The sequence below is a fragment of the Sphingobium sp. B2 genome (genome assembly GCF_007693735.1).
Classification (GTDB): Bacteria; Pseudomonadota; Alphaproteobacteria; order Sphingomonadales; family Sphingomonadaceae; genus Sphingobium; species Sphingobium xenophagum.
Genome location: NZ_VDBZ01000006.1, coordinates 167,375 through 184,171, shown reverse-complemented (window position 1 = coordinate 184,171; position 16,797 = coordinate 167,375). Strand labels below are relative to the sequence as shown.

Below are 16,797 nucleotides of genomic sequence, written 5' to 3'. Positions count from 1 at the left end.
AAGCTCGAACAGAGCACCCACCTGCACCCACGCCCGCGATGCCGACAGCGCCAGCACCTCGTACTTCGGCGCCTTCGGATTGGCCGAGTGCACCTCGCGCAGCGCAATCGTCATCGCGATCGCCAGCGTCGCGATCTTGCCGACGAAAATGCCGGCGTCATTCTGCTTGATCGAACCGATATTCATGGGAAAGTCTCCTGAAAGCCGGTCTCGAACACTGTGTCCGAGCCAACTTCCTCCTTCCCCACTCCCCTCCTCGGCCGTTCGGCCGAGCAGGCGCGCAAGCGCCATTTCCGAGGCCCGCTTCAGCGGCCTCGGGGGGTTTAGGAGCGAGTGCCGAAGAGACTCAATTTGGCTCGCGTCTGGTGGACGCCGTCCACCATCCCGATGGTCGCGTGCCGGTCGGCGGCGAGGGACGCCGCCAGCGTTTCGGGAATGTCCGCATAGGCTTCGACGACGCGGATCGCGGCCTCGGGGGTCGGCAGTTCCCCCGGCTCCGTGCCGAGCCAGATCGTTGCTTCGCCCTCGTCGGGCTCGTCTTCGGTGGGCGTGAAGACTTGCGCGAAGAAGCTCTGCAGCGGGCGATCCCATCCGATCACCGCCTTGATGACACCGTTTCCGGGCCTCGGCTTCAGTTCGTAGCGGCTCATGTCTGGCTCCTGCGGATACGATGGTTGACGTGCCGGGCCGCGCCTTCGGCGCTGCGCAGTGCCTTGCGAACGGCCCTGGCGGCACGCGGGGCGCCGCTCCTGGCGAGAAGGTTACGCGCGGCGCGCAGATGGTCAATCGCCTCCGCCACGGCGGCGCGATCGGCCGGCGCCGCTCGTTTGATGGATCGCATGGCTTGGTCCTCCAATTATGCCGTCAGGATGCCGCCACCTGGTTGGTGGGCTGGAGCTCGATGGCGATCGCGTCGCGGCCGATCACCGCCGAGAACTGCCGGCCTTCGGGCACGAACCATTGGGCGCGATAAGCGATGATCGCCCGCAGGCGCTCGACGAGCGCGGCATCGTCGCCGAGCAGAAGGCGGGTAGCCATTTCCCTGGCGTCGAGAAGGAAGCGGTCGTTTTGGGTCTCCCAGCTATCAGCGTCGCGATCGTCGCTCGCGCAGAAGCAAGCGGCTTCCAGCAGATCAACCAGCTCCTCGGGCGAGACGGCGTCGCGAGAGCCCAGCAGGATATTCGCATCTTCGAAGGTCCAGAACAGGCCATCGTCATATTCGATGACGACAGGTGCCGGGACGGTAATCGTTTCGGGCTGCGGACCTGTGATTTCAAGCACGAGGTCGAGCCGTTCGACCGGGCCGCTTTCGAGACCGGGTAGCTCGGTGCAGTCGAAGACATGGGCGCGGCCATCGCGCTCGATCTCGAAGCGGAGCGCGGCGATGCGCTGCAGTGCGTCGTACCAGCTATATCCGGCCATGGCAGTGTCGGGGTCAGCCAAGCGTCCTCTCAGACGGCCATCGCGGGCAAGCGCGAACGCCGCGCATTGTTCGAGTGGCGGACCGAAGTCATCGACGAGCATCAGGTTATCGGCGGGGATGAGCCCCTGACTCTCGCGCCCGCTGTTCTGGTCGGCAGTCGCCGGGATCCATGCCCGCAAGAGCGGCGTCGCCTCGGGCAGATCGACGCCAAGCTGGGCGGCCTCGGTCCACTGCGCATGAGACAGTCGATGGCTGCCGAGCGAGGCGATGTGCCGGTAGATCGTCTTGAGCACCCTATTGCGAAGCGCTTCGAGGGCGGCGTTTTCGACCATCTCCTTGCGGGCCGGCAGGACGAGCTGCAGGGCCGGCGCATCGACGATATCGACCCGGGCCCACCAATGGCGATCCTTCTCGTCGACTGACGGCAGGACGCAAGGAACCGTGAGGCCGTGAAAATTGATGCGCGGTTGATGGGGCGTCGTGCGCCCGTCGGTGAACAGGCCGATCCGCACGCCATCGACCTCCTCGACCACATCGGCCCCGGCGAGCCAGTCGGCTTGCGTAAGGGGTACGCCGTTGAAACGGATCGGTGTGGGACAATAGCGCGCCGCGCCGCTGGCCACTGCTTCGAGATTCCTAGTGCAATCGTCGTCGAGCAGAAGACGGATTGCAGTTCCGAAGCCATGATCGCAGGGGGCGACAGCTATCGGTGCGCCCGATTCCCAATGGTCTGGTCCGATGGTGATAGCCCAGCCCTCGCCCGGACCGCGCGGGCAGGAGCGGATTTCGACATGGCGACCGGCAAGGCTGAAGACGCCCATGCCGGCAGGGTCTTCGCGCCGCGCGATGTTGTCGTCCCAGCCCGAGCGCCCGAGCGCCAGGATCACGGCGGGATCGGCGATACCCGCGCCGTCATCCGCGATGACAAGCCAGCTCTGCCCGTCGGCCTCGGCAACATCGAGATCGATGACCGTCGCGCCGGCTCTGCGCGAATTCTGGATGAGCTCAGCCAGGGTGTCGACCAGCGTGTTGTTGAAGAGGCGCGTCACCTTGGTGATCGCGGCGGGATCGACCTGGCTGTGGATGACGGTGGGAAGGGGCATCGGGGTCTCCTGGACAAGAGCGGACCTGCTCCCCCGGCCCTCCCCTTCTCCCCTTTCGCAACCGATCAGGCACAGCGGCGCTGGTCTCGGCCTCGGTCTCGATGTGGACGTAGCGCTCGCCGTTCGGACGCCGCTTGCGGATATGGAGTTTCCTCGGGACGGCGATTTCGGATGGGAGGACCAGAGCGCGCGGTCAGGTGCCGGACGCGATCTGGTTATCGTACAGTGGCCGGTCGTCCGGACGCCACTCGCCTGGAAGCCAGATACGGCCGTTGTAGCTGATGCGGCCGACAGGCATGTGTTCGAGGAGCAGGGTGGCTTCAGGGAACATACTTGCGCCCAGGCCGTTCATGTCCCGCCGATCGCAGTAAAGGCGCGAGGCGTCAGCCCAGTCAGCCGCCCAGATGTCGGGATAGCCCTTCTGCACGATACGGAATGGTCGGCGCCGACGCGGAGGGCTCTGGCAGACGGCGCCGCCCTTGACGATGAGGGCCATGTCTCACGCGGCCTTTTGCACTATCCACTCGTACAGCAGATGGGCGTCCGGCTCATATTCCGATCCGATCGAGATGCGAACGAACTTGCCATCGCACGCGAAAGCCGACGCCCGCGGGAAACCGAGATAGGATTTGCCTTCGAGGATCAGATCGCCCGAGCGCACCTTGGTGATCGTCCGCGTGGTCCCAATTGCGCGATGCCCTGCCGGCGCATCGACCAGTTTGAGGGCGTCGCCCGCTTTTACGCGCTTCTTGAAGGCGGCCAGCGATACGATCGCGTCGACCGGATTCTTCAGTCCGTTGCGTTTCGCGAGCGCCGACCAATAAACCTGTCCAATGCGCGCTTCGCAGTAGAAGGAGCAGGACCAGAAGTCCTGTAGAGGGTTGGTGCGGGTAGTTCCGAACCGCTCCATCTGGTCGCGGATCGCGACCTGCGCGGCCTCCTGAGCGTCACGCCCGGTCAGATCCTCGGGCCAGTCGAGGATCTCAGCGGTGATCTTGCGTCCTCCCGCGAATTTCTGGGTCTGGATCGCAAAGGACGCGTTCGGAAAGCACCGCGCCAGATGCGGTTCGATGCGGCCAGCGAGGGTCGCAAGATTATCACTGGGACGATAGAGATCGCCCTGATAATGGAAGTTGCCTCGATCGTCATATGGGGTCTGGCTATAGAGGCGCGCGGGCGCGCCCGACGAAGTGGTGTCGGTCATTACATATTTCCTCGGATGATTGGTTTTCCGCCGTTCGCGGGCGGAGAATGTCAGGCGCCCGGAAGAGACGCCTCGATTTCGTTGGTGAGAGGCTCTTCACTCAATGCAGCTTCATTTGCTTGAGCAGGTGAAGGAGAAAGAGCCCCTCAACGAAGCTGTCCGCCATAAATTTTCTCGATGAGACAGTTGCGCGGCCCAATCGCCACGCCATCCATGAGTTTCTTTCTCCCTCCCTTTGACTTGCACGCCGAATGACGGCACGTATCTGTTTACGCTTGCGCAATCACGCATGGGTCAAGACCAGTCTATCCAAACAAAAGAAGGAACCTGCATGGCCGAGGCCGAACAGTCGGACGTGATGTCTCTGACCGTGGCGCTGCTCAGCGCCTATTTTGCGAACAACACCGTGCCGAGCAGCGAACTGCCCGCGCTGGTCGAGGGAACTCGAAAAGCCTTGTTGGGCGATGCACCAGTGGTGTCGCCAGCCCCTGAAGAGACAGTGTCCGCGCCGGTGTCAGTTGAACCAGCGGCTGTGCCGCCGACACCAGCCCCCGAGTTCAAGCCAGCGGTGACGGTAGATGCAAGCCTTGCGTCGCCCGATCAGATACTGAGCCTGATCGACGGCAAGCCTTATAAGTCCCTGAAACGCCATCTCTCGACTCACGGCCTGACGCCCGCAGAATATCGCGCGCGCTATGATCTGCCCGCGGACTATCCCATGGTCGCACCCGGTTATTCCGCCGCGCGCCGGGAGGCCGCCCTGAAACTTGGTCTTGGCGGCAAGCGGAAGGACGTCGCCGCTAATCCGGCGCTAGCCGAGGCGGGCAGCGAAGCCCCGGCAGCCGAAGTGGCGCCTGCGGAAGTGGTCGCGGAAGTGCCCGCGCCGGTGCGCAAGGCTCGAGTGAATGCCTCTGCCCCGGCAACTAAGGCGAAGCCCAATGCCGTAGCCGGGAAGGGCAAGCCCAGCGCTGTCGCCGAGACCGTTGCGGCGCCGGCAGGCGAGCCGGCCCCAACGCCCGAAGCGACTGCCAGCGAAGCTGCGCAAGTGAAGGCGACGCCCGCTCGCGGGCCGCGCGCGAAGGCAGCCCCTGCAAAGGCCTCGCCAAAAACGTCGAACGCCAAGGCCGCCATCGGCAAAGGGAAACCGGCAGCGGCTGTCGAGCCTGCAAAGCCAAAGCGCAGCCGTGCGACGAAAGCTGACACCCCGCCGACAGCACCGGTCGAAATCGCTCCTGCTGAAACGGCCTCGGCAGAATAATGCTATGGTCCGAGCGCGGTGACGCAACCGGACCATCACCGTTCACAGGGGTGGCGAGCCACCTGCTTTAGCACAGGGAAACGACCTTCATAGGTAGCGGGATCGGAACGCTGTACCCGGTGGCAAGATTCACGAAGGCGCCGGCGTGGCCAATCGACCCGCGTCCGAGCAGATCGAACAGGAGCGCCAGCGCGTGGCTCGCAAGCACCCGGTTGACGAAGAGCGACTGGCGCTCGAGCGCCTCGGCGACCGAACAGGAGGGCGCATCGTCTTCGGCCAGGCCCTCGTCGGCGAGTTCGGGAAAAGCCTCGAGCACCGTTGGAAGGCGATTATCGTCGCGGCCGGTTCCACGGCCCGGGCATCCGATCAGATATTGGCCGTCGCTGGCGCGGTTGCCGAGGTCCAACCAATAGATGGGCGGGTTCCGCGCATCCTGCAGCGCCGCGCCCAGCGCGCGGCGGGCCGAGGCCGTGTCGACGCAGCTGATGAGCACATGGCTGTTGTCGACGCCGATCGCTCCGGGTGCGCGGCCGTGGACCGCCTTCCAGGCCAGACCATGGGCAAGGTTGATCCGTTCGGTCAGCGTCCTCGCCTTCGAATTGCCGAGATCGCAGCGGTAGAAGGGCTGGCGGCCGAGATTCGCCTCGGTGACGATGTCTTCGTCGACCACGGTGACCTCGAGCGAGCGTGAGGAAATTGCGCGCAATGCGGTATCGAGCGAGGCGAGCCCCATCAGCATTTGCGCTCCGTTTCCACCGCATCCCACGAGCAGGATTCGGACAGCGCTGTTGTCGAAGGCGGCGGGAAGATAGTGGCGCTTGGGGCTCTCAGGCTGCATGGATTGTCTCCGGAAAATGGACTGCGCGGTACGGCCAGGAACATGCCGCCCGCGCAGAGCCGCGCTGCCATGACCGGGCCAGCGGGATCGTGGAGCCGGCCGATGACGAGCGAAATTTTCGTAGCGTGGGCGTCGTCCGCATCGTCGGTCGCGCTGAAATAGGCGGGCCCCCGCCCGTGGCTGTGGATGTCGCAGACCATGTGCCAGCCCGGCTCGCAGACCGGGGGGCGATAGACGAGGCGTGTCGGCGTGGCGTCGTCGATTGCCGGAAAATCGACCGCGAACGTGTTGGTCGTCTCGTTCCAGAGGATGAAGGCCGCAGCCTCGTTGGGCAGAGCCGCCCGGAAGTGATCGAGGATCGCAGCCAGATGCTCGCCAGGGATCAGTCCGCAGCGCAGGTCGGCCTTGGGTGACCCGATGCTGCCATAAGGAAGATAGGCGGCGATCGGCGGCGTCACCGGCGCATCGAGAGCAAGCCATGGCCGGCGCAGGATGAGCATTACGCCATCCTTGCCCACCGCAAGGCCGTGGCCGGCACGGCTGCCGCGAAGCGCGTCGAGTGCCGGCGAGCCACCGCTCGATGGCACCGGATAGCAGGGCACGACAGCGAGCAGTGCCGCCGCGGTCGGATCTTCGGCGATCATGATCATCTCCCTGCCGCTGCGGCAACGAGCATACCGACCGTGACCGCATCAGCGGCGGGACGGACTTGCCGCTGGCCGGCGGCAGGATGGAAGGATCGGAGCCGCTTCACCGGAAAACGACGCGCGCCGCGCGCGGCAAGATCGTCCCAGAGCCTGACCAGGCCGCCCTTCCCCGTGACCGTCCGCTCCTGGCCGGGGTTGGGGTGAGTTGACCAGCTGTCGAACACCGCGCGCTCGAATTCCGAGATGGCGGCAACGCCCAGTGTTTTCGGCCTCGGGATGTTGCCCCAGCACAGCCGGCCTTGGATGAAGACGTTGAGGATCGGCGAATGGAGCACCGGCGTGTCGGCGGCAGGGCGCTCGCTTGCGGCAAGCGCGTAAACGCCGAGGCCGGAGCGCGTGGCGACGAACAGATGGGCCGGGTATGGCACCGCGACGGTAGTGCGCCGTGCGAGCGCCCGAAGGCCATCGGGGGGCGACGACAGCGCAAAATAGGCTTGGCGCACCTGCTCCGGCACCCACCAGGCGAGGACGTCCGGGTGGGAGACAAGCACATTGGCCGGCAGGATCTCTGGAACCGCGGTCCGGCCCAGCGCCTCTGTCCATTGGCGCAGCTGTGCCCGCGACAGGGGCACGCCGGCGGCGATCGTCGGACGCCCGTCCGCATCGTGCTCGACGGCATGCATGCTGGCGAAGGCCGCCGCATCCGGCCTTGGAGCGCCATAAGGGCTGGGCGTGCGGGGCGTTCCCGCCTGATAGAGCAGAACGGCGTTGGTCAGGACGAGACCGCCGCCAGTGGTTTCGAAGTGGCTGCTGTGATCGGACATGACGGCCTCACGGATTGGGTGGGTCGAAGCGGACGAGGTCCTGGGCGGCGAGCAGGAACTGGACGCCGAGGCGCAGGCTTGCGAACCAGTCGTCGATCCGGCTGACATCGGGCAGCGGGCAGATGCCGCAGACGTCCATGAAGCCCATTTCCATGCCGTGGCGGGCGACATCGTCGAGCTCGCGCGCGAACTCATCGAAAGGCACGAGCGTCAACGGCGGCAGGGACGAGCATTCCTCGATCCCCGGCACATATTCGTAGAGAATGTCGGTATCGAAGTGCCAGGCGTTGCGGTCCGATGGCAGCCGCTTGAGCGCCTTGTGCGCGTCGCGAAGCTGGCAGAGCGCCTCGCGCAGGCCCTTCGGAAGGGCGGCCGGTTTCGCCGCGTTCGCGCCGATCATCCAGTCAGGCCGGCGCGCGTTCATCTCCGAAGGCATGGTCTGCTCTTCGAGTTCCTCGGCGCTGAGGCCGTGATAGGCCCAGTCGGCCCGAAGCTGCGATTTTGGCCAGGTTGAAGAACGAACACTGAACGCTTGATTGATTCTACCAGGACCGTTGCTGACCACCGACCTCGTAGATATCGGCTTCCATGGAGCAATTGTAGCTCTCTGCGATGTTGAACATCTCGGAGAGGAGGCTTTGGATTTCCTCATCAAGGGAAATGCCATCCGGATCGGGGTCATAGGCGACGGTCAGTTTGTAATCACAATTGCCGTTTTTTACCATGGCGTAGTCGCGTTCCAGCATCGCCTCAATCCGCTCCCGAGCGGGTTTTCTACCTCTTCCACGCTTGTTGAAGTTCTCGATAATCAGATGCAGGGCGATGCTGGCAGTGGGCGGCTTTTCCGGCAGTTTGGTCTGTGACGGAATAATGTCGAGCGCCCGATAGACGGTCATTCGTGAGACCTTCAGGTCGCGGGCAACGCGGGCCTTGCTGGCGCCGGCGGCAAGGCGACGGCGGATTTCATCGTCATCGACGTTCTTCTTCCGGCCTTTGTAAACGCCTTCGGCGCGCGCCGCTTCGATCCCGGCGCGCTGACGATCCTTGATGAACTTCAGCTCCATATCGGCGACCATGCCGAGTATGGTGATGACCATTCGCCCCATGTCGCCCGCCGTCGTCACCTCTGGCTCAAGGATGCGCAGCGAAGCTCCCTTTTCATCAAGCTCATGCACCAGGTTCAGGACATCGCGCGTGGAGCGGCCGAGCCGGTCGAGCCGCAGCACGACCAGCTCGTCGCCGGTGTGCATAAACTGCATGATCGTTTCCAGTTCCGTGCGCCCGCTCCGCGAGGCCCCCGATCCGGTCTCGGAACGGATAATTTCGCAACCTGCATTCTTGAGGCGGCCAATCTGGATATCCAGATCCTGGTCCGTGGTGCTGACGCGGGCATATCCGATACGAGCCAAGTGCAAAATCCGTCACATTAGGGTGGCTCTTGCAGTGTATCGTCACATTGAGCGCAAACCCACCCTTTTGTGACAGACGAATGGTGTCACTCGGCCCTATCACTCTGGGGTGTACCCAAATGTTATAGGCCGATCAGCCGCCTCACGCTGCAAGCCGTCCAAAATCAATCCGGTCGTTCAGGTCGAGGTCGAAGCGGCCATAAGGGTTCACATGACTGTAGATCAACGGCGTGAGACCACGATAATCTTCCGGCGTCATCCGCCCCGCCCACTTCGGCTCAACCAGTACGGTCTGAAGCATGCGGGTGTTCACATACACCAGCGACGCTTGCAGGAGGTGTAGCGCCAGAACGGAGATTTCCTGCTCATGGATGCGGTTGGTGGCGATCTCGCCGCCCTTGCCGAAGAACACGAAACCATTAGCGCCGTTCCAGTTCTCAACCACATTCAGCCCTTCGTGGATCTCGCGGCGGAATGCCTCCTGACGCAAATACCGGCATAGGAAGATTGTTTTGACCGCGCGGCCGAGTTCACTCAGCGCCTTGTAGGTCGGGTGCATCACTTCGGCTCTGGCAAACCGGAGCAGGATCGCTTCCGGATCGGCGGTGCGCGATTGCATGGCAGCGGCATATTTGACCATTTCGTCATATTGTTGCTCGATCTCGTCCCAGTCGATCGGGCTGGAGAGGATCGGCAGTAAATTGGAAAGCCGCGTGCGCATGCCGGCTTGGGGAAGGGCCAGTTTCTGGCGTGCCACTGCTTTCAGCCGCGGGGCAAGCTCAAATCCAAGGAGTCGGCAGAACGCAAAGCCGACTGCGCTCTGGCCGTGGCTATCGACGTACTGGCGCTGGATTTCCATGTCGGTGCAATGGCGTAGCACGCCTTCGATCATGGAGGCGACCTCCGAGGAAGAGCACCGCTTGAGCTGGGAATAAACGCAGGTCGCGCGCTTCTCCACATGCCAGTAGATCATGACGCCACGGCCGCCATAGCGGGCGTGCCATTCCGTCATCAGGTTGCGGTCCCACGCGCCGAACTTCGTTGAATCGGACGCGCATGCCGTGCCCGCATCTCCCCATACTGCGGCATTGCGGATTGCCAGTGTCGCGTTTGCTACCCGCGCGCACGCCTCCCTCAGCGCTGGCGCGTGGATGAAACGGCGATGGACATGCAGCAATTCCTCGTAACTGACATCGGGTGTTGCGCCAGCGACCCGCTTGAGCCCGGCGTTCGTGCCCAAGCCATAGAGACACAGCAAAAGACGCTGAGCCAAGGCTGCTTTCGACAGGGTAACCCGCGAGGCCGACGTTTCGAAAGCATCCATCAATCCCGTGTCCAGAGCAGCCTCTTTCAACACGTCCAGCAGTCCGGTCATCGGCCAGCGCTGACCGATCTCGCTTTTGATCGAAGCGAGACCCTTCGGTTCGGGCAAGGGCTTGAACGGTGTAATCGATATCCGGTTGTCGCCGCGCCACAGGAGCCGGACCTTGTCGTTTTGTGGAATATTGGCATTGAGGAGCAACAGTTCCCGTTCAAGCTCCTCCCGGATCGAGGCGCAAAACGCCTGCGCATCTGGCGTCAGGCTGAGGCCGGAATAGTACGCATCTCGCCTGATCTCGAAGTCCTTGGGAAGATCGTCATCGGGATTGCGATAGCGATCCGCCCCGACCACCCAGATTTCTTTGGAGCGGATGCGGTCGCGCAGTTGCGTCAGGACGCAAAGCTCATAGCTGATCCGGTTTACCCGCCCATCGTCATCAATGACGGAACTGCGCCATCGCGCTGGAATCACCTCATCGATCGGAACATCCTGCAATGGCACGAAGCGGCATCCGCCATCCACCTTGCTCCTGATCCAGTCGAGGGCCGCCAGGACCGGCCGCCACACCGCGTTGTTCGACCGGAACTCAAGTACGGAAAGCAGGCTTGGCAGCATGCGCCGGTAATGATTGGCCCAGGAACCACGCATCACCTTGTAGATGCGCCGGTCCAGAGCGCCCTTCGCATGGCTCTCCTTGACGATCGCCGCCAGCTTGGCCTTACCGGCGATCGGGAAAATGACATCGCAGATGCGCCCCGATGGTTCATTGATCGAGGCGCTGGCGATCTCGACCAGCAGGCGCTCCTTTCCATAGACCCGCTCGATGTCTTTCGCGATATCGCCCACCACCTTGCGTTTCGAGCGCGTTCCGATCTTGTGAACGGTTTCGATCAGCAGGTCGATCATCGCGTCAGTGAGTTGCGCCTCCCGCGACATTAGATAAATCGCATAAAGGCCGAGCTGTCGCGCCGGCGCATGCCGGCGCATCTCCGAGGCCTTTTCACCGGCAACGCGGCGAACAATCTGATCGACCCATGGCTTGCCCGTAGCCGTCAGGAGATCATGGGGAAGATCAAGTCTCTGGATAAAGGCGAGTTTCTCGGTCACGTCGAGAATGTTGTCGAGCGTTGCCTGTCCGGCGTCACCCTTCATCCTGTTGAATCCGGTCGAGCTGTCCGGATCGGCAAGCGAGGCTTCCAATAACGCCACCGCATCTGACGAAAGCCGATCACTGGTTCCGATCAGCCAGGTGTCCAGATAATCTTGCCGTTGTGAGCGAACGACACGTTCAAGCTCCTTGCGCGACGGCCCATAAATACGCCGGTCCCGGCACCACAGGAAAACATGCTCAAGCATGGCATTGATCGACTGGCCGCCCGGGCACAGCTCGCCAGCAATCCATTCCGTCAATTGCGCGCGATCCACCCGCTTCATGCGGTGATATCCAAGATGGATCAGGATCTCCGCACAATGCCGTCGTGCTGTCCGACTGGAAAAGTCATAACCGGCTATCTCGCCAGCCTCGACACCGAGTTGCTCGGCCAGATACGAGAGGCCATCGGTAGGGATTGAGCCGGGATCGATCGCGAAAAACCCCAGGGAAGCGAAGAATTTCAGCTGCGCGGCGAGGCCAAGGCGCGTCAGGGCCGGCTTCGAATTTACAAAATCAATATCGGCAAAGCTCAGGCTCCATCGTCCGATCAAATCCCCGCCCGGAATACTCCGATCCATCAACCCACTCCCTATGATGGAGCGAACTGTCCTCTTCTATGATTTCCATCGTCAATACCGAATGCCACGTTCCCAAAACGTTCTTCAACCTGGCCAAAATCGCAGCTTCGGGCCGACTGGGCCTGATAGGCGATCAGGCTCTGGCGCGCGCCCTCGTCGTCGATCTCCCCGTCCCAGTAATACATGGAGATTTCGTCGAAGAGGTCCTGGTAGCCGAAGATCGGGAGCGCGGTGCCGAGGGTTTCGCCGAGCGCCGCATAGGCCGCGGCACGCCAGGGGGTGGGCGCCTCGCCGGTTTCGATCCAGCCGAGATCCAGCTGTCCGAGGCTGTCACACGCGACCGCGATCGCCGGCGGGTTGGCGTCTTCGCCGGTGAGGACCGCGATCCGCAGGTCGACGATTTCGATCGGGTCCAGGATCTCGAGCACGGCAGCGTTGAAAACCTGCTCGATGCGGCGGCGGGCACTCACACGGGTGTATTGCTTGGCGCTCGGCTCTCGCCCCGCGACCCAGCGGCCGATCAGCTTGTGGTGATTGCTGAGGGGCTGGTCGAAGGTCGCGGGAATGTCGGCCGATAACGCGACCGTTCGCCCCGCGAGGTCAACCGAGGGGCGCGAGCCTGAGACCGGGAGGAGGCTGGAGCGGCTCCGGCGCTTCGCCTTTGCCGTTGTCGGGATCGGGGAGGATCCGCGCGTGAAGCGCCTTGGCCTGGGCGCTGCAGGAAGGCTGGGGGAACTCGCTCGTGTTGCCATCGTCGTGCTCGATCCATTCGAGGAGCGTCTTGCGCGGTGCGGCGGGGATCGGCGCGTCGTTGCCGCAGGGCACGATCAGCCCTTGGTGCCGACGGCGCGGCGATATTCGGTGACGTGGGCGGTGCCCGACACGCCGGCGTCCACCGCCTCGGCAGTGAGAATCGCCGGGTAGAGGGTAGCATGATAGGCGCGCAGAGCTTGGCGGTCGTCCGCAAGGTGCGGCGGCACGGGCAGGTCGATGCCGTCGTAGCGATAGGCGCGGGTGAGCTGGTTGATCTGCATGGCTGGCCTTCCGGGCTGGTGGTGATCGGGAAGTTCAAGGGCGGCGCGTCACCAGAGGCTGGCGGGCTCCTCGGCCTTGGCATCGACCGGCGGGCTGCTGGGAGCCGGCGTCTTCGGTGAGGCTGCAGGCGCGGGCGTCTTGGGCGCAGCCGCCTTGGCTTTGGCTGCCTCGGCGGCGGCCGCCCGTGCGGCTTCGGCAGCCTGTCGCTGCTCCGCGATCTGATCGGCAAGGGTGCGGCGCGAGGCGATGAGCTGGCCGAGCGCGCCGTCAGGGCCCCGGGCGAGCTCCGCATCGATTTCTGCGGCGGTCGCCGTGATCGAGATCGGCCGGGTTTCGCTGGCCTCGAGATTGTCCTTTGCGCCTTCGGCCTTGCGCGGAAGGATGGTCAGGGTGACCGTGTCGTTGGCGCCGGCGACAAGATCGAAGCCGAGCGAGTAGCGGGCGAGCATAGGAAGAAGGCTGGAGATCAGCATGGCGTTCGGTCCTTGTGTGAGATTGGAGAAGCGGGTCAGGCGGCTTGTCGGGAGAGCGGCTCTTCGGCTTGGGCCGGCACGGGGGGCGGGCCATATTGGCCGTCGAGCGTCATCGAGCTCGGCAGGCGGCCGGCCCAGTCGAAGCCGGTGGCGTTGAGCATGCCAGCGATCAGGTCGGCCTTCTTCGCACTGAGCAGCTTGGCGAACGCCTTTTCGCTTACATGCGCGACGAGGCCGCACTCCTGGGCGATGAACCTGAGTTCGTCCTTGGTGTAGCGCTCGAGGAATGTCTTATCGACCTGCCAGACATCGCGCAGGTCGACGTCGAAGGTCCGGGCGAGGTCGGCGACATGGCCGAAGGTGAGCACATCCTTGGCATAAGCGGCGCCGATCGCGGAAAGCACCTTCTCGGCCTGAGCCTCGGGCAACGCGCGGATCTCCGCGATCTTGGCGCTGTAGGCGAGCTCCGGGAACGAGGCGCCCACCAGCAGGCCGGCGCGGGCCTTCAGCGTCTCCGGTTTGATCTGCGAGAGCGTGCCCGACATCGCGGCGACCAGGATCGCGGTCTGGGCGTGCGCGGCATTGCCGGCGAGCGCACGGGCGAGCGCGGTGCGCCACGTCGCCTCGCGCAGGTCGCTGGTGCGGCCGGCGATCGACTTGACGGTGACCGTTGGCTTGTGCGCCTGGACTATACTGCCCTTGGATTGAACGACAGTGGGCGGCGTGGATGCGGGCGTGGCTGCCGTGCCCGAAGGCGAGGCGCGGTCGCCTGCCTCTTCCTGATCGTCCGCTTCCGGCGGGCTCTGGTCGATGGCGTCGTCTTCGTCGTCATCCTGTTCCTCGTCCTCGATGTCGTCTGCGGGCGGCGGCGCCGCTGCCTTGGCCGCGGCAGCGGCGCGCTCCTGCTCCTCGCGTTGGGCGGTTTCCCACGCCTCGGTCTTGAGCTGGAAGCAGCCCGGATTGGTGCAATGGCCGTCATCGACATGGGTTTCGAACAGGGTTCGCTGTGCGGCCGAGTTGAACGGACAGGTGGTGCAGTCGGTCTTGTCGAAGCACGCCGCGCCGAGATTCTGGGTGACGCGCATGAGGAGGTCGCGGGTCTTGCTGACATCGAGACCGGAGCCCAGGATGGTCTCGAGGGCCTTGTCCTGCTTGTCGGCGGGGATCGCGGCGAGGAGTTCAGCATGGCCGACCTTGATCCGCCGTTCGTCGAGCGCAAGTTTGACCGCCTCGGAGAGTTCGGCGAGCGCCAGGCGGCGATCGAGCTTGGCCCGCGACCAGCCCAGACGCCGCGCGGCCTCGGCGCGATCGTTACGGCATGCGGCGAGCACGCGAACGGCCGCGTCCGCTTGTTCCGTCTCCGAGGCGTCGTCGCGATTGTCGTTCTCGTCGATTGCCGCCTCGAGGGCCTCCTGGTCGGTCATCTCGCGGATGATCGCGGGCACCTCGCCGTCGGAACCGAACGCTTCCAGCGCCGCCCTGTACCGGCGCTCGCCGGCGACGATGGCGTAGCTATCGTCCGAGCTGGGTGCCGGACGAACCAGGATCGGCTGCAGGATGCCACGAATGCGGATCGAAGCGACGAGATCGTCGTGCTTTTTCCGGTCGAAATAGCGACGCGGATTGTCGCCCTTGACGATGCGCGAGAGCGGCAGCGTGGCGCAGCTCGGTTCTGGAGTGCTCAAGACGGATCTCCTCGTGGAATGGGAAGGCCGGGTCGGCCGGGGTCGCGTGCCTTCGGTTCTGCGAGCCTCACGCTCGCCTTCCCCCTCCCCTCGCGCGGCCCGGAGGGCTGGAAGAGCGCGCAGTCGATTTCGAAAGGTTGGATTTGCCCGCGGACGCGGTCAGTAATCGTCGGCGAGCATGACGGTGAGGACGCGCCGAGTGATCGAGGCATCTGCCGGGTCTTCGGAGCCGCACTCGAGCGCCATGTCGTAATAATCGATCTTGAAGAGGACTCGCTGCCCCTGCAGGTCGAAGGCGCCGAAGTCGCGTTCGGGGCCATCACCCGGCTGGAACGCGTAACGGCGCACGGCCGCAAGCAACGCGGCCTGGGCGAGTACCTCAGCGATCCCCTCGCCGTCGCCTGAAAGCCGGGCGAGACAGTTGCGCGTGACCATGATCCGCGCGTTGGGGTCGAGGCCGTGCCGGCAGCGATCGTTGAGCTGGGTGATGCGTTCGGTGACGGGGACTGTCATGCTGCCTCCAACAGGCCGGCGTTGAACATGTCGAGCCACTCCGCCATTGTCGGTCGTTCGGGGAGCGGGACGTGCCCTGCCACGTCCTGGAAGCGGATGAGATCGGCCGGCGCATCGCGGATGATCGCGTCGATGTCGGCCGCAGGGAGCAGTTCTTCGGCGCGGATGAAGTCGGTCATTCGGCCCGGGCGGGTCGCAGTCGAACGGCGCCAGAGGCCTTCGACCGTGCGCAGGCGTGGAGCTGCGCGCGCTTCGACAAGGACGATGAGCCTGAGGCACCAGGAAGGCAGCGCTCGGACCTCGTCGGGCTTCATCGCCCCGCAGATGAAACAGCTCGATTTTGGTGGCACCGGCAGACCTGCGGCCTCTATGCGCGCGATGCAGGCGGCGCGGTTCCAGCCCCATTCGCGCAAGGGGTAGCGGCATTCGAACAGATCGTTCGCGATGGCGGACGCATGGTTATAGCGGCGCGTGTCGGCGGGCGAGGCATCATACCCGATGAGGCGTATGACCTTCTGGCCTCTGGCCCAGGCGGCCTTTGCCGGCTCCCATTGCTTCAGGAAAGCGTCCTGCGGAGCCACTTTCCACTTAAGACTGCAGCTGTGGCGCCCGAGGCTGATGCTGGGGAGTGTGGCATTGGTGAGGACATTGGCCAGCAGGTCGTAATAGGGCGGCCAGTGCTTGAAGCGCTTTGGCGTGTAGCGGACGGTCTCGTAGCGGATGCCGCGCGCGGCCATCCACGCCGCCATCATCTCCTGATAGACATAGGTCTCCGGCTTCTCGATGCCCGGGTCACCGGTGATCACGAGATCAGGCGGCGTGCCGCGGCTTTCGAGCTCGACGAGGAGCGCCGTGCTGTCGACGCCGATGCCATAGGCAAGCACGACGGGAGCCGGCTCGGCGACGCGGATATAGTCGATGTCACGGGGCCGCGCGGACGGCGCGGGGCGATCGCTGGCCAGCATGGGAGTCGCTCCGGTCTCGCGCAGCCATTCTGCGCGCCCGGCTCCCTTCCCCTCACCTCTCTGCCGTAGTCGCCGCCCGCTTTAGTCGCTGTCCTGCAGGCAAGATGTGCGATCGTAGAGGTCGAGATGACCCCCGAACTCGGCCGTTTGCGCCGTTGTCAGGTCGCGGTGGTCGTCGGCCTCTGCGGTGCTGGCCATCTCGATCATTGGATGGACGGACACGGGCGATGGCTCGTTTCGGGACGGCAATTTTACGTCGGGCTGCCCTAAGATAATGCATGTATCAAATGATGCCGGAATCGATGGATGACCGGCCTTCGCTGTCCTATAGAACTTTGTGCGAAGCGCCGAGTGCGTAGTTTGTGTGT

General features: G+C 64.2%; 20 protein-coding genes. 1 reads left to right on the top strand and 19 read right to left on the bottom strand.

Going from position 1 to position 16,797, the window contains the following annotated elements; genetic code table 11:
• The 6 genes from FE851_RS23970 to FE851_RS23945 form a co-directional block, all read right to left on the bottom strand.
• Positions 1-186 (bottom strand): DUF736 family protein (locus tag FE851_RS23970; RefSeq protein WP_145206804.1); only part of this gene is annotated, 186 nt, incomplete at its 3' end.
• Positions 187-323: 137 nt separating this feature from the next.
• The gene (locus FE851_RS23965) at positions 324-650 is read right to left on the bottom strand and encodes a hypothetical protein (RefSeq protein WP_011950457.1); all 327 of its coding nucleotides are present in this window, start codon (positions 648-650) and stop codon (positions 324-326) included.
• Positions 647-841, bottom strand: a complete 195-nt coding sequence (locus tag FE851_RS23960) for a hypothetical protein (RefSeq protein ID WP_017183246.1) — start codon at positions 839-841, stop codon at positions 647-649. Before FE851_RS23960 ends, FE851_RS23965 begins: the two co-directional genes overlap by 4 nt.
• 23 nt (positions 842-864) lie before the next feature.
• On the bottom strand, positions 865-2,526 hold the full coding sequence (locus tag FE851_RS23955) for an ATP-binding protein (RefSeq protein ID WP_011950458.1): 1,662 nt from the start codon (positions 2,524-2,526) through the stop codon (positions 865-867).
• Between the two features lie 193 nt (positions 2,527-2,719).
• Positions 2,720-3,022: a hypothetical protein gene (locus tag FE851_RS23950; RefSeq protein WP_017183247.1), complete on the bottom strand. Its 303-nt coding sequence runs from the start codon at positions 3,020-3,022 to the stop codon at positions 2,720-2,722.
• Between the two features lie 3 nt (positions 3,023-3,025).
• Entirely contained in the window at positions 3,026-3,730 is a 705-nt protein-coding gene (locus FE851_RS23945; protein WP_011950459.1) for a hypothetical protein, read from the bottom strand.
• A gap of 331 nt (positions 3,731-4,061) precedes the next feature.
• Here FE851_RS23945 and FE851_RS23940 point away from each other — a divergent pair, with 331 nt between their 5' ends.
• A complete protein-coding gene (locus tag FE851_RS23940; RefSeq protein WP_011950460.1) occupies positions 4,062-4,988 on the top strand; it encodes a MucR family transcriptional regulator in 927 nt (308 codons plus the stop codon).
• Between the two features lie 67 nt (positions 4,989-5,055).
• Here FE851_RS23940 and FE851_RS23935 read toward each other — a convergent pair whose 3' ends face one another.
• From FE851_RS23935 to FE851_RS26400, 13 genes are all read right to left on the bottom strand, one after another.
• A complete protein-coding gene (locus FE851_RS23935; RefSeq protein ID WP_011950461.1) occupies positions 5,056-5,826 on the bottom strand; it encodes a PRTRC system ThiF family protein in 771 nt (256 codons plus the stop codon).
• Complete coding sequence (locus FE851_RS23930) at positions 5,721-6,476, bottom strand: PRTRC system protein A (protein WP_017183250.1); 756 nt, start codon at positions 6,474-6,476, stop codon at positions 5,721-5,723. The genes FE851_RS23935 and FE851_RS23930 overlap by 106 nt, the downstream gene beginning before the upstream one ends.
• Positions 6,473-7,297 (bottom strand): PRTRC system protein B, encoded by an 825-nt coding sequence (locus FE851_RS23925; protein WP_011950463.1) that lies wholly within the window; start codon positions 7,295-7,297, stop codon positions 6,473-6,475. The genes FE851_RS23930 and FE851_RS23925 overlap by 4 nt, the downstream gene beginning before the upstream one ends.
• A 7-nt stretch (positions 7,298-7,304) precedes the next feature.
• Positions 7,305-7,862 carry a hypothetical protein gene (locus FE851_RS23920; protein WP_145206803.1) on the bottom strand — a complete coding sequence of 186 codons (558 nt, stop codon included), beginning with the start codon at positions 7,860-7,862 and terminating at the stop codon, positions 7,305-7,307.
• Complete coding sequence (locus tag FE851_RS23915) at positions 7,840-8,706, bottom strand: recombinase family protein (protein WP_006953933.1); 867 nt, start codon at positions 8,704-8,706, stop codon at positions 7,840-7,842. The genes FE851_RS23920 and FE851_RS23915 overlap by 23 nt, the downstream gene beginning before the upstream one ends.
• A 142-nt stretch (positions 8,707-8,848) precedes the next feature.
• A complete protein-coding gene (locus FE851_RS23910; RefSeq protein ID WP_048938210.1) occupies positions 8,849-11,758 on the bottom strand; it encodes a Tn3 family transposase in 2,910 nt (969 codons plus the stop codon).
• 11 nt (positions 11,759-11,769) lie between these two features.
• Positions 11,770-12,510 carry a hypothetical protein gene (locus tag FE851_RS27065; protein WP_261371175.1) on the bottom strand — a complete coding sequence of 247 codons (741 nt, stop codon included), beginning with the start codon at positions 12,508-12,510 and terminating at the stop codon, positions 11,770-11,772.
• A 75-nt stretch (positions 12,511-12,585) separates the two neighbouring features.
• On the bottom strand, positions 12,586-12,792 hold the full coding sequence (locus tag FE851_RS23900; RefSeq protein WP_041380136.1) for a PRTRC system protein C: 207 nt from the start codon (positions 12,790-12,792) through the stop codon (positions 12,586-12,588).
• A 48-nt stretch (positions 12,793-12,840) separates the two neighbouring features.
• Positions 12,841-13,266 (bottom strand): PRTRC system protein E, encoded by a 426-nt coding sequence (locus FE851_RS23895; protein ID WP_011950465.1) that lies wholly within the window; start codon positions 13,264-13,266, stop codon positions 12,841-12,843.
• Between the two features lie 35 nt (positions 13,267-13,301).
• Positions 13,302-14,951 carry a PRTRC system ParB family protein gene (locus FE851_RS23890; RefSeq protein WP_011950466.1) on the bottom strand — a complete coding sequence of 550 codons (1,650 nt, stop codon included), beginning with the start codon at positions 14,949-14,951 and terminating at the stop codon, positions 13,302-13,304.
• A 159-nt stretch (positions 14,952-15,110) separates the two neighbouring features.
• A complete protein-coding gene (locus tag FE851_RS23885) occupies positions 15,111-15,464 on the bottom strand; it encodes a DUF3768 domain-containing protein (protein WP_017183254.1) in 354 nt (117 codons plus the stop codon).
• Entirely contained in the window at positions 15,461-16,429 is a 969-nt protein-coding gene (locus FE851_RS23880; protein ID WP_011950468.1) for a hypothetical protein, read from the bottom strand. The genes FE851_RS23885 and FE851_RS23880 overlap by 4 nt, the downstream gene beginning before the upstream one ends.
• A gap of 81 nt (positions 16,430-16,510) precedes the next feature.
• Complete coding sequence (locus FE851_RS26400) at positions 16,511-16,651, bottom strand: hypothetical protein (protein ID WP_174703678.1); 141 nt, start codon at positions 16,649-16,651, stop codon at positions 16,511-16,513.
• Between the last annotated feature and the right edge of the window lie 146 nt (positions 16,652-16,797).